The following is a 16,493-nucleotide window of genomic DNA, read 5'->3' on the forward strand; positions in this document are numbered from 1 at the left end:
AGCTCCCCGGGATGATGTGGCAAAAGGCGTCTGTATCCGCAGAACGGCTTCAGAGCCGTGCCTGGATCATCCGCGCGATCTCACCCAGACGTTGCTCGAGGAGCTGGGGAACCTCGCAGACATAGGTGAGGGACTGGCTGCGCTCCTGGAAGATGCGGCGGTCCCAGGCGAACTTCGTCTCCAGCTCCGACTGATCCTTGGGGAGCTCCGTCGCATCGGAGGCGCTCGGCGCATCCTTGACCTGGCTGATCTTGTCGGCCTCGTCGCGGATCCGCTCCGCCATCCGGCGCTGGCCCTGGGCGTAGCGGGCGATGCCGCCGACCACCTTGTCGCGCTCGCCGTTGATCACCTCGAACACGCCGGCGTAGACCCGGGTCAGGGCCTTGTCCTTGGCGTCCTTGTCGGTGCCGGCCTTTCCGGTGAACTCGTCGAGGAGCGGTCCGACCTGCGAAAGCTCGGTGCGCCGAGAGGCGATCTTCTGGGCGAGCACCGCGGCATCGTTGTCGCTGCCCCAATCGCCGGCCGCGGCGATGTCCGGGCCCGTCCAGAACTGGCCGGGGCTCAGGGTTGCGACCTTACGCTGGACACAGGGCCAGTCCGGATCTTGGCGCGGCTGCGCCAGCGCCGGTCCCGCGAGGAGGCTCAGCCCGAGCGCGGTGCCGAGGATGCGGAAGTCAAGAGGGTTCATCGGAACGGGCTCCATCAGGGGGTCTCGCCAGCCGGGCCACCGCGCCGGGCCATGATGCCGCGGCCGGGATCGTAGGCCACGACGGCGGCGCCGAAGAAGGCGAGCGTCACGCCCACCACGACCGCGCAGGCGACCGGCTCGAACTGGATGTAGAGGGCGTAGCGGACGAGCTGCACAGCGTGGCTGAACGGATTGAGCTCGCAGATCCAGTACAGCGTCTCCGAGGATTCCCGGATCCGCCATAGCGGGTAGAGGGCCGAGGAGGCGAAGAACATCGGGAAGATCACGAAGTTCATCACGCTGGCGAAGTTCTCGAGCTGGCGCACCAGCGAGGACAGGAACAGCCCAATCGCCCCGAGCATCAGGCCCGAGGCCAGGAAGGCCGGGAGCGCGGTCAGGTAGCCGAGCGGCGGGATGTCCGTCTCCCAGAAATAGGCCACCGCCAGGAAGGCATAGGCCTGCACGATCGACACGGCGACGCCCGCGATCAGCTTGGCGAGCAGCAGCAGCCAGCGCGGGTAGGGCGAGGTCAGCAGCACCTTCATCGACCCCACCTCGCGGTCGTAGACCATCGAGAGCGACGACTGCATGCCGTTGAACAGCTGGATCATCACCGCCAGCCCCGGCACCACGTAGACTTCGTAGAGCACGTAGGTCTGGTAGGGCGGCTCGATGGAGACGCCCAGCGTGTTGCGGAAGCCCGCCGCGAAGATGAATAGCCAGACGAGCGGACGGACCAGGGCCGAGAAGAACCGCTCCTTCTGATTGAAGAAGCGCAGCAATTCCCGGCGGACGATGCCGCCGAGGCAGATCAGGTAGCCGACCGCGTCGAGGCGACCGATCCGGGGCTGTGCGACGCGCGCCGGCACAGCGCCAGGAGGCGAAGAAACCTGTATCGGCGCGCTCATGCCGCGGCCCTCCCCGGCTCGGCCACGAGGCGGCGGAAGGCATCGGCCAGGGACTCGCCGGGGCCGCCGATATCCCCGGCCCGGCCGCGGGCGATGATCCGGCCCCGGTGCAGAACGACAGCGTCGTCCTCGGGCGCAATCTCCTCGAAGATGTGGGTCGCCCAGAGAACCGAGAGTCCCTCCTCCCGTACCAGGGCGCGTACGATCGCCACGATGTCGGCGCGGGATTCGAGGTCCAGCCCGACGGTCGGCTCATCGAGGAGCAGCAGGTCCGGGCGATGGATCAGCGAGCGGGCGATCTCGATGCGCCGCGACTGGCCGCCCGATAGGGTGCGGACCTTGTCGTGCCGCCGGTCGGCAAGGCCGACCCGGTCGAGCAGTGTCCCGACGCGGGCCTTCCCGGCACCGCGGGCGATACCGTGAAGGCTCGCGTGATACAGGAGGTTCTGCTCGACGGTGAGGTCGGTATCGAGGGTCCGCGCCTGGAACACGACACCGAGCCGCGCGAGCGCCCGCGAGGGCTCCCGGTCGAGCCCGTGGCCGAAGATCGCGACCCGGCCGGTCTGGTTGTTGTAGAGCCGGGTGATCACCGAGAACAACGTCGTCTTGCCGGCGCCGTTCGGCCCGAGCAGGGCGGCGAAGCGCCCGCGCGCCACCGTGATCGAGACGTCGTCGAGCGCCGTCCGTGCCCCGAACCGATGCCCGACCTGCTCGACCTGCAGGGCAGCAGCCTCCACCGCGCTCATCGCCCGAGCACCTTTCGGGCATCGGCGACGGCGTCGAGGCACTCGTCGAACTCGCCCTCCTTCTGCTCTCGCTCGGCGACCCGCAGGGCCTTCTTGAGCTTCGGCAATGCGGGTTCGGGCGGGTTCAGCGCGAGCGCGTCACGAATCATCGTGATGCCCTCCGCGCAGGCGGAGGCATCATCGGCGGCGAGCGCCGGTCCGGCGAGGAGAAGGCCTGAGACGAGGAACAGGACGCGCATCATTTCACCGTCAGCGTGCCGGTCATGCCTTTCGCTTCCAGGCCGCGCGCTTCCCACTTGTAGGTGCCGGGCTTGATGGCGACGAACTCGATGGCGATCTCGCCGGGATCGTCGAATTCCAGGTGGTCGGGTGGGCCGCCGCCGTGGATCTCCTTGTGCTCGATCACGATCTGATTGAACCAGATGTATCGGAAGAAGTCCGGCGCGTAGAATTTGTATTCCTGGCGGCCCTTGGCGACGATGCGCAGCCTGTAGGCCTTGCCGGATTCGAGCGTGATGTCCTTGTTCTCGACGGCGAAGTCGTTGCCCTGGTCGTCACCCAGGACGAGGTCGGGCAGGTTCTCCCGCTTCTTGGTGAGGTCCAGGGCCAGCACTGGACCGGCCGCGAGCAGCCCCACCAGGGCGAGGGCTGCCGTTCGAAACTTGAGCGTCATGTCGCTTCCTACCCTTGGGCGCAACGCCCGGTGCCCGATTCGACTCGGATCTTGGATCAGTTCGGCGAGATCGCCACGCCCCAGGGCAGCAGTCCGACCGGGATGCTCTTGACCACCTTCTCGGCGGCGACGTCGATCACCGAGACGTCGTTCGACGTGCCGTTCGTTGTGAAGAGCTGCTTCTGGTCCGGCGTGAAGGCGAGCTGCCAGACGCGCTGGCCGACCGGCAGGTACTTCTCGACCTCGTAGGTCTTCGCGTCGATGACCGCGACCCGGTTGGCCGGGCCCAGCGCCACGAAGGCTTTGGTTCCGTCCTTGGTGATCCGGATGCCGACGGGCTGGATCGCCTCGTCGTTCACGCTCGGAATCTTGAAGCTGATCTTCTTGATCAACCGGCGCTGCGCCACGTCGATCACGCTCACCGTGCCGCCGACCTCCGCGGAGACCCACAGGAACTTTCCGTCCGCGGTGAACTCGGCGAAGCGCGGGCGTGCATCGACCAGCACGTTGTCGATGACCTGGAAAGTCTTCGTGTCGATGAAATGGGCCATGTTGGTCGTTTCAGAGGTATTGACCAGGATCTTCCCGTCAGGCGACAGGCCCATCCCCTCCGGCTCGACCCCGACCGGCACCTCGGCCAGAACCTTGTTCTTCTCGATATCGATGATGGTGACCTGGCTGTCATCCTCGTTGGCGACGTAGAGCGGGTTACCCGAGGAATCGAGAATGAACTGCTCCGGATCCGGGCCCGAGCGCAGGGAGCGCACCACCTTGCCGGAGCTCGTATCGAGCACGTCGATCCGGTCGTCGTCGCTCGCGCAGACGAACAGCTCCTTGCCGTCCTTCGACACGGTCACGCCCCGCGGGCGCCGGCCGACCTTCCAGGTCGCCGTCACCGCCATCGTGGTCGAGTCGATGACGCTGACCGAATTGCCCTTCTCGTTGGTGACGTAGGCGGTGAAGGCGGCGGCTGGCCCGCATAGGGCGAACCACGCTCCGAGGGCGAACACACTCAGACCTGCCTCGACGCGGCGGTTCATGCCATTCCCTTCCCTTGCGGCTTCCCGGCGTCCTCGAAGGACGTTCTCGGACGACAATTGTAGTGCGATGTCCGCGCGTTGCGAGAGCGTCGGCCGCTCACCAACGCCGCAGGCGGAGGCCTCACTTGAACTTGCAGGTGGTCTCCGGAAGATCCACGCCCAGCGTGTCGAGCGGGGTGCGCTGATGCAGGAAGCCCTGCTCGGGGGCCACAGAGACCAGCGCCTTCGGCTGCACGACGATGATCGCCTGCCGGAGCTGGTGGTCCCAAGGCCGGAAGCTCAGCGGCACGCCCTTGTAGGCCGGCAGCGTGAAGTCCGGCTGAGCGAGATAGGGCCCGATCACGGCCGGATCGTTGGTCTTCTTGCCCGTCACCGCTTCCCCGACGGTCCGCACCGCGGCCCAGACCTGATAGTCCAGTGGGCGCATCAGGCGTCCGGCGAGCCGCCGGAACCGGTTCTGCGCCTGGGCCGCCCCCCAGGTCTCCAGGACGGGCGACCACGTCGTGGGCGTCAGCGCCTGCGTGCCGCCGACCGGGCGCGGGTCGACGGTGCGGTAGGGAACGTAATCCCCCCAATCGCCCTCCTCGTCGGCCACGATCGCCATATCGTAGTCGAGCCCCCGGGTGAAGACCATCGCCTCGGCCCGGGTCGGGGTGTCGCCCCGCGCCTTCGCGAGCGGTCCGAAGGTCCAGGGCTTCTCGGCCGTGATCTTGAGCGCGAATTTCCGGGCCGAGTTGCGAACCGCGTCGGCATAAGCCTTGTCGGCGTCGGTGGGGCCGACGATCAGGAAGAGCTTCCGCCAGCGCATCACCGTCAGGTACTGCGCCAGTGCGTCGGCGAGCATGGCCCGCGACGGCAGGATGTGGAACACGTTGGCCCGGCAATCGGCCCCGCGCAGGCGGTCGTCGGGCGCTCCGGCATTGAGAATGACGGCACCGGACTCCTTCACGGCATCCGCGACCGCCAGCACCGCGTCTGCCGGCAGTGCCAGGACGAGAAAGCGCACGCCCTTCGCGACCAGATCCTTGGCGGCCGCGACCGGGTCCGGCTTGTCGTCGGTCAGCGCGATCTCGTCGAGCGCGTAGGTCTGTTTGGTGAACCGGCCGGTCGTGTTGCTGTCGGCGATGCCCATTTTGGCGCCCGCCAGGCCCTCGTCCTCCGGCGCCGCCTCGGCATCGTAGGAGGATGGGGCGGGCTGCGGCCGATAGATCAGGCCGATCTGCGTCTCGATCGGCTGCGCGGCGGCCTGCTGGGCCTGCGCGGAGAGCGGAAGCAGCACGAGCGCGGCCAGCGCGACGCGCAGCCATACCAGGCGCAGGACGACCGTGTCGGGTGCAGGATCTTGCATGTGCGCGGCCTCTAACAGCTTCCGCTCCGACCGCTCAACCGCGGCCTGTTGTCCCGACGTTCACGTTCCCGTCGTGGAATACGCAGGCCGCGAAGTACATTGCCAAATTGTCCCTTCGCCCGACCTATGCCGGCAGCGATGTCGCCGCACGCGGCGATCGGACCGTCGAGAGGAAGCCTGACGATGCGCCCCCCGTCTCTCCGCGCCGCCACCGCGTGCGCGCTCGCCATTCTGGGGACCACCCTGCCCGGCGCGGCTCGGGCGGCCGAGAAGGCCGCGGTGTTTCCCGTGGAGCTATTCGATCCCGGTGCCTCCTACGGCGCTCGTGCGCGGCCGGCCGACACCAAGAAGCTCACCCTGGTCACGGACGAGTTGCGCAAGGCACTCCACGATCAGGCCGGGCTGGAGATCGTCGATACGGCGCCGAAGGCCGACACCGTGGCCAAGGACGGCCCACTCTACAAGTGCAACGGTTGCGCGGCGGACATCGGCAAGAGCCTGGGTGCGGACCTCGTCGTGACGGGTTATGTGGAGAAGGGGTCCGGTCAGATCTTCAACCTGAGCGTCGCCATCGCCGAGGCAGAGACCGGCAAGGTGGTGCGCGGCGGGCAGGTGACGATCCGGGCCGACACCGACGATACCTGGGCCCACGCCATGCGTTGGGTGGTGAAGAACCGCCTGCTCGCCGAGCCGCTGCCCGGGAAGTCATAAGGCCTGCCGTCGAAATCCCGAGTCATCCGTGTCCGCGTCCTCTGCCCGAGCCACTCCCCTGCCCCGCCTGCTCGTCAGCGTCCGTGATCCGGCCGAGGCCGAGGCTGCGCAGCTGGCCGGAGCCGACCTGATCGACGCCAAGGATCCCGAGCGCGGGGCGCTCGGCGCGCTCGACACCCGGACAGTGCGGGAGATCGTCGCCCGGGTGTCCGGCGGTGCTGTGACCAGCGCGGTCGCCGAGCCGACGCCGCGCGACGTGGCCGCGATGGCGGCGGCGGGTGTGGATTGGGTCAAGACCGGCATCGGCGCGGCACGACGCGCGGATCGCGCGGCACTGGCGGCTCTCGCCGCCGCTTCGCCCGGACGCCTGATCGCCGTGCTGTTCGCCGAGGACGGCCCGGCCGCCGCCCTCGTTCCGCACCTCGCCGAAGCCGGCTTCGCGGGCGCGATGATCGATACGGCCGGCAAGCGGGGCGCGCGTCTGCCCGATCTCGCGGCGCCGCAGGATCTGGCGGCCTTCACCGCGGGCTGCCGCGCTCATGGGCTGATGAGCGGTCTTGCGGGCTCGCTGCGGGTCATCGATATCCCAAGCCTCAGCGCGCACGCGCCGGATTATCTGGGCTTCCGTGGCGGCCTATGCCGCGACTTTGATCGCCACAACGGCATCGATCCCCTGCGGGTCGCCGAGGCGCTGCGCGCCCTGCGGCCGAACCGGCGGGACGCCGCGTGACCGCCGTAGTCAAGGTCGGTGGCAGCCTCGAGGCGGATCCGCACCGTCGCCGCGCCCTGTTGATAGCGCTCGCCGACGGCGTGCTCGGGCGCTGCATCGTCGTGCCGGGCGGCGGCACCTTCGCGAGCGCCGTGCGGGCCGCGCAGGTGCGCGAGGGTTTCAGCGACGCGGAAGCCCACCGCCGCGCGCTCGACGCGATGAGCGATGCGGCCGGCATCTTCCGCGGGATCGAGCCGCGCCTGGTGCAGAGCCTGGAGCCCTGGACGGAGGCTGCGCCGGCCCGGGCGCGGGTGTGGAACCCGCGCCGGCTGCGCGCGGGCCATCCGGACATCCCCGAGACCTGGGACGTCACCTCCGACAGCTTGGCGCTCTGGCTTGCCGCGCAGGTCGAGGCCGAACGCTGCGTGCTGATAAAGTCCGTCGATGCGCCCGGTCATCACGATGCCGCCGCCTTGGCGCGCGTCGGTCTGGTGGACGCTGCCTTCCCGGACTTCGCCGCGCGGTACGGCGGCCCGATCGAGATCTGGGGTCCGACCGACAAGGTGACGGTCGCCCTGAGGAACGCCGCGTGAGCGCGCCCGAGCATATCGTGTTTGTTACCGGCCGCCTCGCGCGAGCGCGGCTGGAGAAGGTTGCGGCCGGCCTTCCCGATCGGTTCCGGTGGAGCATCGCCGATGCCGGCGTGAAGGTCGCCGCGCTGATGACCGAGGAGATCATCCGCCGCCGAGTCGTGCTGCCCGAGGGCGCGACCCGGGTGATCCTGCCGGGCCGGTGCCGGGCCAATCCCGAGCACCTGGCCGCGCATTTCGGCGTGCCGGTCGAGCGCGGCCCCGACGAGGTCGTGGATCTGCCCGCGTGGCTCGGCCTGACGGCCCGGAAGGTGGACCTCTCCCGGCACGATCTGCGGATCTTCTCGGAGATCGTCGACGCCTCGAAGATGCGTGTCGACCAGATCCTGGCCAAGGGCCTCGACCTCGCCCGGCGCGGCGCCGATGTCATCGATCTGGGCGGACTGCCCGACACGCCGTTTCCCCACCTCGAGGATTCCGTTCAGGCGCTGAAGGGCGCCGGCCTCACGGTCAGCGTCGATTCCTTTTCCGGCGAGGAGTTGGCCCGGGGCGCGGGCGCCGGGGCCGACTACCTGCTGAGCCTCAACGAGGAGACACTTGATCTCGCCTTCGAGACCGACGCCGTGCCAATCCTCGTGCCTCTGCGGCCCGACGACCTGCCGTCCCTCGACCGGGCGATCGAGCGGATGCTGAAGGCCGGGCGGCCGTTCCTGGCGGATCCGATCCTGGAGCCGATCCATCACGGCTTCGTTGATTCGATCGCCCGCTATCGCGAGACTCGTGCCCGCTGGCCAGAGATCGAGATGATGATGGGCACCGGCAATCTCACCGAGCTGACCGAGGCCGACTCCTTGGGCGTGACAGCCCTCCTCGTCGGCATGTGCTCAGAGCTTTCGATCCGCAACGTGCTGATCGTGCAGGTTTCGAACCACACCCGCCGCACCGTCGAGGAACACGATGCGGCCCGCCGGGTGATGTACGCCGCCAAGGCCGATTCCGCGCTGCCCAAGGGGTATGGTCGCGCGCTGCTCGCCCTTCACGACAAGCGCCCCTACGTGCAGACCGCCGAGGAAGTGGCTCAGGGCGCTGCCGAGGTGCGCGATCCCAATTACCGGATCGCGGTCGCGGAGGACGGGATCCACGTCTACAACCGCGACATTCACAGGGTCGGCACCGACGCGATGGCCTTCTTCCCCGACCTCGATGTCGCCAGCGACGGCGCGCATGCCTTCTATCTCGGCGCGGAGCTCGCCAAAGCCGAGACCGCGTGGCGGCTCGGAAAGCGCTACGTGCAGGACGAGCCCCTCGATTGGGGGAGCGCGGCCGACGCCGATGTCGAGGATGCCACCGCCTTCAAGAAGGCCGGTCACACGCGCCATTCCGGACCGGACGCGCCGCCGCCCGGAACGCGGGACGCCCGCCTCGTGAGGCCCGAGGCCGACGCTGGCGCGCCGGAGATCATTTCCGAAGAGGCCGCGCGCGCGGAGGCGGCGCCCGGTCCACCGCAGGATCCGAAGGCCAAGCTGGTCTGCGGGCGGCTCGTGCCGGCCGACAGGGCGTGAGCCGATGCCGCTGATCCTCGAGACGATCGTCACGACTCTGTCGCCCGCGGGTGAGCTGCACCTCGTGCCGTTCGGCCTGATCGGCGAGGATGAGGGCTACGTGCTGGCGCCGTTCCGGCCGTCGCCGACCATCGTCAATCTGGAGGCCAATCCGTTCTTCGCGGCGTCGAGCCCCCGCGATATCCGGGTCATCGCCGGTGCGGTGACGGGCCGGCGCGAATGGCCGACGGAGGCGTGCACGGCGATTCCGGGGCGCCGACTCGCCGACAGTTTCGGACATGCCGAGTTCGCGGTCGCGGCGGTGGAGCCGCACGCGACGCGCCCGCGCTTTCGCGGGCGCCTGGTTCACAGTGCCGCGCACGCGCCGTTCATCGGCTACAACCGCGCGCAGGCCGCCATCCTGGAGGCCGCCATTCTTTCGACCCGGCTGCACATGCTCGAGCCGGACAAGGTGTTGACGGAGATGGCCTACCTCGCCATCGCCATCGGCAAGACCGCGGGACCCCGCGAGCGCGAGGCCTGGGGCTGGATCGAGGACAAGGTCGCGGCGGCGCTCGGCCCCGAGGCGCGCGTTCTCGATCGTGATGACCGCTGACGGCGGGAGGAGAAGGACAAGATGAAGAAAATTACCCTGGCCTTGGCGGCCACCGCGGCACTCGTGGCCGCGACGGCACAGGCTCACGGCCCGACTCGGCGGAAGATCACCGAATCGATCGAGATCAACGCGCCGGCCGACAAGGTCTGGGCCGTGGTCGGCGACGTGAAGAACGCCGACTGGGTTCAGAACGTTACCAAGACCGACTTCACCGGCGATCCGGCGGGCAAGTTCAAGCGTGTGCTGACGCTCAAGAACGGCGATCAGATCTCGGAGACCAGCAACAAGCTGAAGCCCGACGACAAGCTGTTCTCGTATTACATCGACAAAGTCGACGTGAAGGACCTGCCGGCCAACGACTACTCTGCGACGATCACGGTCGAGCCCGCGGGCGACGCCAAGTCGAAGGTCGAGTGGAAGGCGGCCTTCTACCGGGGCTACATGAACAATGACCCGCCGCCCGAGCTGAACGACGAGGCGTCCGAGAAGGGCGTCGGCAACTGGATCAAGGCCAGCCTCGCGAACCTGAAGGCCAAGGTCGAGAAGGGCTCGTGACGTCGCATCGGGGTCGCGCGGCGCTCGCCGCCGGCCTCACCCTCCTCGCGTCGGCTGCCTCGGCCGAGCCGGCGCGGGAGGCGATCGTCACGGCTCAGCTGGGCGGCGCGGTCGAGATCATCGACCTCGCCGCCGGCACGGTCCTGCGGCGCGTACCGGTGGACGGGGCGCCGGCCGGGATCGCGTTGTCGACCGACCGCAAGCGCGCCTACGTGACGCGTCCCGAGGGGCATGGGATCGCGATCATCGACCTCGATTCGGGGCAAATCCTGTCGGAGGTCGCGCTGCCCGGTGGTCCGCTCGGCATCGCGGCGGACCCGCGCGGCGGCACGGTCTACGTGGCCGACTGGTACGGCCACCGCCTGTTCGTGCTCACCGAGCACAACGGAACGCTGAGCCCGGACGGCGAGATCGGCGTCGGAGCCTCGCCCTCCGGCTTTGCCGTGAGTCCCGACGGGGCGACACTCTATGTGGCGAACCGCGAAGCCGACACGATTTCGGTGGTGGACGCCAAAAATCGCCGCGAGACGAAGGTCATTCCGGTGGGGCAACACCCGTTCGGCCTCACCCTGGATGCCGCCGCGGGCCGGGCCTATACGGCCAACGTGACCGGGGACGACGTCTCCGTCATCGATCTCAGCGCGGGGCGCGAGATCGGCCGGGTCCCGACGGGTCGAAGGCCCTACGTGATCGCACTGACGCAGGGACGCGGCTTCGTCACCGATCAATATGCCGGCAGCGTTACCGCCTTCGACCTCGCGACGCTGAAGCCGATCGCCGACATCGACGTCGGTGACCACCCGGAGGGCATCGCCGCCGATGAGGATGGGCGCCTCTACGTGGCGAATTGGGGCGACAACACGCTGAGCGTCCTCGACGCGCGGACGCTGACGGTGATCAAGACGATCCCCACCGGGAACGGCCCGCGCTCCTTCGGTGCCTTTCTGCGCTGACACGGGTTCAGCTGGGGGATGCCTCCCGCGAGACACGTCCCGATCGGGCTGGAGCCGGCGCGGCCCGAAAGCCGTCAGAAGGTCCGGCGGCTCGGGGCCCGGCGATATGCCACGCGCGCCAGCAACAAGGCCCCGCAGATCTGAAGGAGGCCGTTCTCGCCGAGATCGGACGGCGTGAGATGGGTCTGGATCAGAACGCGTGTCAGCGCGTTCAGCGCGAGCAAGGTGAGGCAGAAGGCCGCCGCGGCGAGCAGGCTGGCAACGAACTCGGGCATGGCTTGGCTTCCCGTGTCGAACGGGACCAGATTAGCAAGCCTTGAGCCAGGGCCAAGCTGCCCGGACGGCCAAGTCAGTAATCGGCAGCTCAGCGCCCGCCAGATCAGCGCTTGCGTGTAGTGGCCGGCGGCGCACCGGCCTGGACGGCTGGCGCCGGGCGCGGCGTCTCCACCGCGAGTCGCTTCACCGGCCAGCCGTCGCTCCACCGCTCCATGTCGGCGAGCCGCGGATTGTTCTTGAGCGCGGAAGCGTCCGAGCCCGCGAACGCAGCGGCGGCGGCCAGATCGAATGTCTTCCAGAACCCGAGGTAATCCAGGGCGTCGACGCGCCCGAGGTTGACCTGCGAGACGAGGGTCTGCTGCTCGCCTGACAGCGCCATGTCGGCGGACCACCGGAAGGGCGGCGGCTTCGGAGCGTCCTTCCCCGTATCCTTGGGTTCGGGGCCGGCTTTGATCGCGCCGCCGTCATAGGCCGTATCGAGGCCGGCGGGCGCCGCGAGGGTCGCGGTCAGGGCCGGGAAGCCGTGGTCGTCCGAGAGCGCCCGCACGAAGAGCTTCCGCTCCAGAGGCACCGCGCTGGCCTCGCGCAGGAGGCGCTTCGCGGCGAGGTCGGCGGCCCGGGTATCCTTGTCGCCGACCATGGTCACGATGAGCGTCGCGGGATCGATCGCCGACAATTCGCCGAGCGCGATGCCGCGCGATTTCGGCCCGCTGGCGATCCCGCCGGGCGTCACGGCGAAGATCAGCTTCGGCGTGGGCAGCCCATGTGTCTTGGCGTCGGCGGCCAGATCCATCGCGAGTGGAGCGCCGGCGAGGTGGCCGATCATGGCGACGCGGCCGAGATCCGGCTTGGCCTCGTTATCCCCGGTCAGATCGGCCAACGCCGCCTTCACGAGCGTTTCGGCGATGCCCGGCGCATCGGCCGGGCGCGTCCGATTCACCTCCTGAAAGCGCGGAAAGAGCACCAGCCAGCCCTGGCGCGCCAGATGGTCGATCCAGGCGCCGTAGCTCTGCGGGTTCACGACGCCCCAACCGTGCAGGACGATCGCCACGGGCCTTCCAGCCTCCGGGGCAGCGCCGGCGGCGTAGAAGGCGAAGCTGCTGGCGGTGCCGCGCCCGAGCAGGCGCTTGGTGATCGTCATCTTGCGGTCGCCGATCCCACCAGGCCCGCCGGCGGGCTGAGGCGGTGGCGCGGCAGCCTGAGCCGAGACGAAGCCGGCAAGAGTGAAGAGCGCGGCCGCAGCGAGCGGTCTGCGGATGGGCGAGAGACGCATGAAGGGCTCGACAGAGAGACGCGATGCGTCAGCAGGTCAGGGAGCGCTGAATAGCAGATTCTGTCGTCTTGGCGACTCGCCGCGGCAATCTCCGCGCCCGGCACCCAGTTTCGAGGCTCGCGCAGCCAGCCGAGAGCGCAATGCTCAAGCGGAGACGCTCTGTCCCGTGTCCGGCCGGTCGAGCCGGCGCGCCAGCGCGGTCAGGTCTGCCGGGAGGTCATCGTCCGCGTCGCCGAAGACGCAACGGAGTTCATGACGCACCGTATCCAGCACGGCGGATTCAGCCGTGTTCCTTGAGCCGGATCGGCGTAAGGTATCGGCATAGTTGGCGGCGACAATATGCATGGCCAAGGTCGGGTTCGACTGTATTGCACGGTCCCGGACGCGACGGGCTCCGAGAGTGGCGTACAACTCGATCCGCGCGTCAGGTTTCCAATCCGGGAGTGATAATTTTTCCGCCTGGTCCGATCACGGCCGGTCCCTTGCCGACGTCGGGGCGTCCCGCGGCTTGCTCCAGCCACGCCAGGATATCCTCGGCGCGCCAAGGTTTGGGGATGAAGGTCGCCGAGACCCGCAGATCGCTCGGCTGGTCGCCGGCATCGCCCGAGGTCAGGAGCACACGCACCCGCGGCCATGTCACGCCGATGATCCGCGCGAGTTCGAAACCGCCGATAGGCCCGGGCGTCCGCACGTCCGAGAAGACGACGCTGACCTCGTCGCCGCGGTCATTAAGGATGGCGAGGGCCCGGTCCGCGGTCTCGGCCTCGATGACGGTGAAGCCGGTGTCTTCCAGCAAGGTGGCCGCGAGAAAGCGCTCGTCGGGTTGGTCCTCCACGACGAGGATCACGGGCTTCCGGCCGGGCTGCACCGAATCGCTCATAGGCCAGGACACTCTACAGGGGCTGAACGGCGGCCACGGCGATCAGTTCAAGGACCGATCGCCGCGGTAGGCCGGACCCGCGCAGGCACAGATCCTCCCTGGATCCTTGCATAATCGGAAAGTTGTCGCCGTGTCTTGAGTAACACAGCCGGCCACGAACGTCCCGGACAGAAGCAAAAGCGGCTCAATCAGCCGACGCCGTGTGCCTTCAGGAAGGCGAGCGCCCGTTTCCACCCATCCTCGGCGGCCTCCTGGCGATAGCTCGGCCGGTAATCGGCGTGGAAGCCGTGCGGCGCATCGGGATAGATCATCAGCTCGACGATCTTGCCCGCGGCTTTTGCGCGGTCACGTGCCGCCTCGACGGCGGAAACCGGGATGCCCGTGTCGCTGCCGCCGTAGAGGCCGAGCAGCGGCGCGTTGATCTCCGCAGCAACATCACCCGCCGTCCGCGGCTGGATGTCGGTGCGATCGCCGCCCACAGGGCCATACCAAGCGACCGCCGCCTTCAGATCGCGGCGATGCGCTGCATAGAGCCATACGTCTCGGCCGCCCCGGCACCAGCCCATGATGCCGAGCCGGCTTGTGTCGCCCTTCGCGGCCGATCCAGCCCAGGCCACGGTCGCATCGAGGTCGCCGATCCACTGCGCATCCGGCGTCTTCGAGATGACGTCCCGGATGATCAGCTTGGCATCGGTCATCGTCGAGAGATCGCCCTGCCGCGCGTACAGCTCGGGGGCGACCGCGCAGTAGCCGGCTTTGGCCAGGCGACGGCAGATGTCCTTGATGTAGTCGTGGACGCCGAAGATTTCCTCGACCACCAGCACGATCGGGAAGGGTCCCGCGCCGTCCGGTACAGCCCGGTAGGCCGGCATCGGCCCGTCGGCGGCCGGTATCTTCACCTCGCCAGCCTCGATGCCGTTGGTGTCCGTGTGGATCACCTGCGCCTCGACCCGGGTCGTCGCCAGGGTCAGGCCGCTGATCAGGCTGGTCATCACGAAGCCCCGCCGCGATAGGGGCGGCGTGATCAGTCCATCGAGCCCTGCCTGATCCTGGTCCGCCATGATGCTCTCTCCCGCGCTGTGTCGCGGAGGGCTATCCGGGCAGGGGGCACGCGGTCAAATCGCCGTCGGGCCGTCAGGACGTTACGCCCCCGCGGCAACGAGCGTCCGTGCCGGGCGGGTGATGGCCCGGCCCACATCCGCGACCTCGCGCGGCTGCAGCATGTCGGCCAGCGTCACGAACGTGTCGGCGGCGGGCGCCACCACCGCGCGGATGCCGTAGCCCAGAGCGAACGAGCGGATCAGTTCCGCGTCCCGGGCAATGCCGAAGCGCTCCAGCGCAGCCAGGAACGCCTCGCGGAACAGGCTCGGCCGGCACCAGCGCTTCTCGGCCATCTGCAGCGGCCAATCCCACAGGCCTTCTCCCCGGCGCGCCGCAAGCAGGTCGCGGGCGATGAAGTAGCCCGTGTCGCGATGCTCGATACCGTCGGGCTGGACGGACCAGTCATCGTTGCCGAACAGTTCGGCCTCGGCCACGTCGCTCATCGGGTCCTCCGCACTGACCGGCGTCCCGGCGCACCGGAACATTGCCGGAACACTGGCGCGGAACGCGGCGGCGGTCAAGCGCTTGTTCCCGATGCGTTCGCGGTTGACCGAGGCGGGTTCAGCGCGCCTTGAACAGGGGATGTTCGATGCGGTCTCCCGGCTGGATGCCGAGCTTCGCGGCGGTACCGGCGTTGAGTTCCAGCACGGCGGAGACGGGGCTGCCCGACGGGATGATGGCGGTCGACAGCGGCTCGGTATTGGCCGCGATCCGGCTGATCGTGCCGTCCGGACGAATGAAGACCATATCCAACGGAAGATAGGTGTTCTTCATCCACATCGTGACGGGCTCGTCGCGTTCGAAGTCGAACAGCATCCCGTGGTCGGCCGCCATGTTCCGCCGGAACATCAGCCCACGGGAGCGCCCGGCATCGTCCTGCATGACCTCGACGTTGAACCGCTTCGGCCCCGCCTTGGTGACGATCGTCAAGGGCTCACCCGCCGCCGCAACGGCCCGGGCTGCCGCCTGCGCCCGGACGGCGGGAACGGGAGCGGCCGCGAGGATGAGGCATGCGGCGGCGGCTGCCGACACGAAACGGGTCGAAAACATCACAGGCTCGTGCCTTTCAGGGGGACAGGCGCGCCGGTCGGGCCCGCCGCGCAGCCATAGACCAGGATGCGCGCCGTGGAAATCGGGTCCTGAAATGCTTAGCTGCGACAGCGACATAGATGCGCTGCCGCACGCGGCCGTTCAGTGCGACGCCGGCAGGGCTCCGTCGACCAGCCGGATCTCGGCGGCCATGACGCCCTTCGAACCATCCCCGTAGCGCACCAGCACCGCCTCGCCCGGCTTCAGCTCCGCGATCCCATAGCGGCGCAGGGTCTCCATGTGCACGAAGATGTCCGGCGTTCCGTCGCCCCGCGTCAGGAAGCCAAAGCCGCGCAGCCGGTTGAACCATTTCACCACGGCGGTCTCGAGCCCGCTCGTTGGCGTCACGCTGACATGCGTGCGCGGCATCGGCATCTCGGAGGGATGCAGGGCCGTCGCCTGATCGAGCGAGATCACCCGGAACGCTTGCCAGCCCCGCGGACGCTCCACGGCTTCCACCACGATGCGTGCGCCCTCGCTGGCCGCCTGGAAGCCGTCCCGCCGCAGGCAGGTCACGTGCAGCAGGACGTCCGGCGACCCGTCATCCGGCACGATGAAGCCGAAGCCCTTCGATACGTCGAACCACTTGATGCGGCCTGCCACCTCGACGAGATCCAGGGCCTCGTCCTCGCGCGAGGCGGTTTCGCCGGTCCGAGGGCTCGTGGCCCGATCGGGGTCCTCCGGCCCGAAGCCGTGTTCGTCAGACATGGCCGAGCAACCTACACCGAATCACGCCGCGCGCTCTCCCGGCAAGATTAACGAAGTCCTGATTCCCGGGAAGCCCATTTCACCGGCA

General features: G+C 68.7%; 22 protein-coding genes. 7 read left to right on the forward strand and 15 right to left on the reverse strand.

Translation table 11 applies throughout. The features are described from left to right. Positions 1-49 precede the first annotated feature (49 nt). The 7 genes from JOE48_RS06920 to JOE48_RS06950 form a co-directional block, all read right to left on the reverse strand. Positions 50-688 carry a hypothetical protein gene (locus JOE48_RS06920; protein WP_210028843.1) on the reverse strand — a complete coding sequence of 213 codons (639 nt, stop codon included), beginning with the start codon at positions 686-688 and terminating at the stop codon, positions 50-52. Positions 689-702: 14 nt separating this feature from the next. Beyond that, on the reverse strand, positions 703-1,596 hold the full coding sequence (locus tag JOE48_RS06925; protein ID WP_210028845.1) for an ABC transporter permease: 894 nt from the start codon (positions 1,594-1,596) through the stop codon (positions 703-705). Then, entirely contained in the window at positions 1,593-2,342 is a 750-nt protein-coding gene (locus JOE48_RS06930) for an ABC transporter ATP-binding protein (RefSeq protein ID WP_210028847.1), read from the reverse strand. Before JOE48_RS06930 ends, JOE48_RS06925 begins: the two co-directional genes overlap by 4 nt. After that, the gene (locus JOE48_RS06935) at positions 2,339-2,581 is read right to left on the reverse strand and encodes a hypothetical protein (protein ID WP_210035621.1); all 243 of its coding nucleotides are present in this window, start codon (positions 2,579-2,581) and stop codon (positions 2,339-2,341) included. The genes JOE48_RS06930 and JOE48_RS06935 overlap by 4 nt, the downstream gene beginning before the upstream one ends. After that, on the reverse strand, positions 2,581-3,015 hold the full coding sequence (locus tag JOE48_RS06940; RefSeq protein WP_210028848.1) for a hypothetical protein: 435 nt from the start codon (positions 3,013-3,015) through the stop codon (positions 2,581-2,583). Before JOE48_RS06940 ends, JOE48_RS06935 begins: the two co-directional genes overlap by 1 nt. A 56-nt stretch (positions 3,016-3,071) precedes the next feature. Further along, the gene (locus JOE48_RS06945) at positions 3,072-4,055 is read right to left on the reverse strand and encodes a YVTN family beta-propeller repeat protein (protein WP_210028849.1); all 984 of its coding nucleotides are present in this window, start codon (positions 4,053-4,055) and stop codon (positions 3,072-3,074) included. 121 nt (positions 4,056-4,176) lie between these two features. After that, positions 4,177-5,403, reverse strand: coding sequence for an ABC transporter substrate-binding protein (locus tag JOE48_RS06950; RefSeq protein ID WP_210028850.1), 1,227 nt, complete (start codon positions 5,401-5,403; stop codon positions 4,177-4,179). 183 nt (positions 5,404-5,586) lie between these two features. Between JOE48_RS06950 and JOE48_RS06955 the strand changes: the two genes are divergently transcribed. From JOE48_RS06955 to JOE48_RS06985, 7 genes are read left to right on the forward strand one after another with little or no spacing between them, the layout of a single operon-like run. Next, entirely contained in the window at positions 5,587-6,114 is a 528-nt protein-coding gene (locus tag JOE48_RS06955; protein ID WP_210028851.1) for a DUF3280 domain-containing protein, read from the forward strand. Positions 6,115-6,142: 28 nt separating this feature from the next. Further along, positions 6,143-6,844 carry a (5-formylfuran-3-yl)methyl phosphate synthase gene (locus JOE48_RS06960; protein ID WP_210028852.1) on the forward strand — a complete coding sequence of 234 codons (702 nt, stop codon included), beginning with the start codon at positions 6,143-6,145 and terminating at the stop codon, positions 6,842-6,844. Further along, complete coding sequence (locus tag JOE48_RS06965; RefSeq protein ID WP_210028853.1) at positions 6,841-7,416, forward strand: uridylate kinase; 576 nt, start codon at positions 6,841-6,843, stop codon at positions 7,414-7,416. Before JOE48_RS06960 ends, JOE48_RS06965 begins: the two co-directional genes overlap by 4 nt. Continuing rightward, complete coding sequence (locus JOE48_RS06970) at positions 7,413-8,975, forward strand: DUF6513 domain-containing protein (protein WP_210028854.1); 1,563 nt, start codon at positions 7,413-7,415, stop codon at positions 8,973-8,975. Before JOE48_RS06965 ends, JOE48_RS06970 begins: the two co-directional genes overlap by 4 nt. A gap of 4 nt (positions 8,976-8,979) precedes the next feature. Then, a complete protein-coding gene (locus JOE48_RS06975; RefSeq protein WP_210028856.1) occupies positions 8,980-9,570 on the forward strand; it encodes a DUF447 domain-containing protein in 591 nt (196 codons plus the stop codon). A 21-nt stretch (positions 9,571-9,591) separates the two neighbouring features. Further along, a complete protein-coding gene (locus JOE48_RS06980; protein WP_210028857.1) occupies positions 9,592-10,125 on the forward strand; it encodes an SRPBCC family protein in 534 nt (177 codons plus the stop codon). Beyond that, the gene (locus tag JOE48_RS06985) at positions 10,122-11,078 is read left to right on the forward strand and encodes a YncE family protein (RefSeq protein WP_210028858.1); all 957 of its coding nucleotides are present in this window, start codon (positions 10,122-10,124) and stop codon (positions 11,076-11,078) included. The genes JOE48_RS06980 and JOE48_RS06985 overlap by 4 nt, the downstream gene beginning before the upstream one ends. Before the next feature lie 74 nt (positions 11,079-11,152). Here JOE48_RS06985 and JOE48_RS06990 read toward each other — a convergent pair whose 3' ends face one another. The 8 genes from JOE48_RS06990 to JOE48_RS07025 all read right to left on the reverse strand — a co-directional run bounded on the left by JOE48_RS06990 (position 11,153) and on the right by JOE48_RS07025 (position 16,405). Next, a complete protein-coding gene (locus JOE48_RS06990) occupies positions 11,153-11,353 on the reverse strand; it encodes a hypothetical protein (protein ID WP_210028859.1) in 201 nt (66 codons plus the stop codon). Positions 11,354-11,457: 104 nt separating this feature from the next. After that, a complete protein-coding gene (locus tag JOE48_RS06995) occupies positions 11,458-12,627 on the reverse strand; it encodes an alpha/beta hydrolase (protein ID WP_210028860.1) in 1,170 nt (389 codons plus the stop codon). Positions 12,628-12,771: 144 nt separating this feature from the next. Further along, entirely contained in the window at positions 12,772-12,972 is a 201-nt protein-coding gene (locus JOE48_RS07000; RefSeq protein ID WP_210028861.1) for a hypothetical protein, read from the reverse strand. Between the two features lie 79 nt (positions 12,973-13,051). Beyond that, positions 13,052-13,507 carry a response regulator gene (locus JOE48_RS07005; RefSeq protein ID WP_210028862.1) on the reverse strand — a complete coding sequence of 152 codons (456 nt, stop codon included), beginning with the start codon at positions 13,505-13,507 and terminating at the stop codon, positions 13,052-13,054. A gap of 188 nt (positions 13,508-13,695) precedes the next feature. Continuing rightward, complete coding sequence (locus tag JOE48_RS07010; RefSeq protein WP_210028863.1) at positions 13,696-14,568, reverse strand: dienelactone hydrolase family protein; 873 nt, start codon at positions 14,566-14,568, stop codon at positions 13,696-13,698. A gap of 81 nt (positions 14,569-14,649) precedes the next feature. Beyond that, complete coding sequence (locus JOE48_RS07015) at positions 14,650-15,051, reverse strand: hypothetical protein (RefSeq protein ID WP_210028864.1); 402 nt, start codon at positions 15,049-15,051, stop codon at positions 14,650-14,652. Positions 15,052-15,169: 118 nt separating this feature from the next. Next, complete coding sequence (locus JOE48_RS07020; RefSeq protein WP_210028865.1) at positions 15,170-15,658, reverse strand: DUF192 domain-containing protein; 489 nt, start codon at positions 15,656-15,658, stop codon at positions 15,170-15,172. Positions 15,659-15,799: 141 nt separating this feature from the next. Then, on the reverse strand, positions 15,800-16,405 hold the full coding sequence (locus JOE48_RS07025) for a cold-shock protein (protein ID WP_245252742.1): 606 nt from the start codon (positions 16,403-16,405) through the stop codon (positions 15,800-15,802). Positions 16,406-16,493: the final 88 nt, after the last annotated feature.

The sequence above is a fragment of the Methylobacterium sp. PvR107 genome (assembly GCF_017833295.1).
Classification (GTDB): Bacteria; Pseudomonadota; Alphaproteobacteria; order Rhizobiales; family Beijerinckiaceae; genus Methylobacterium.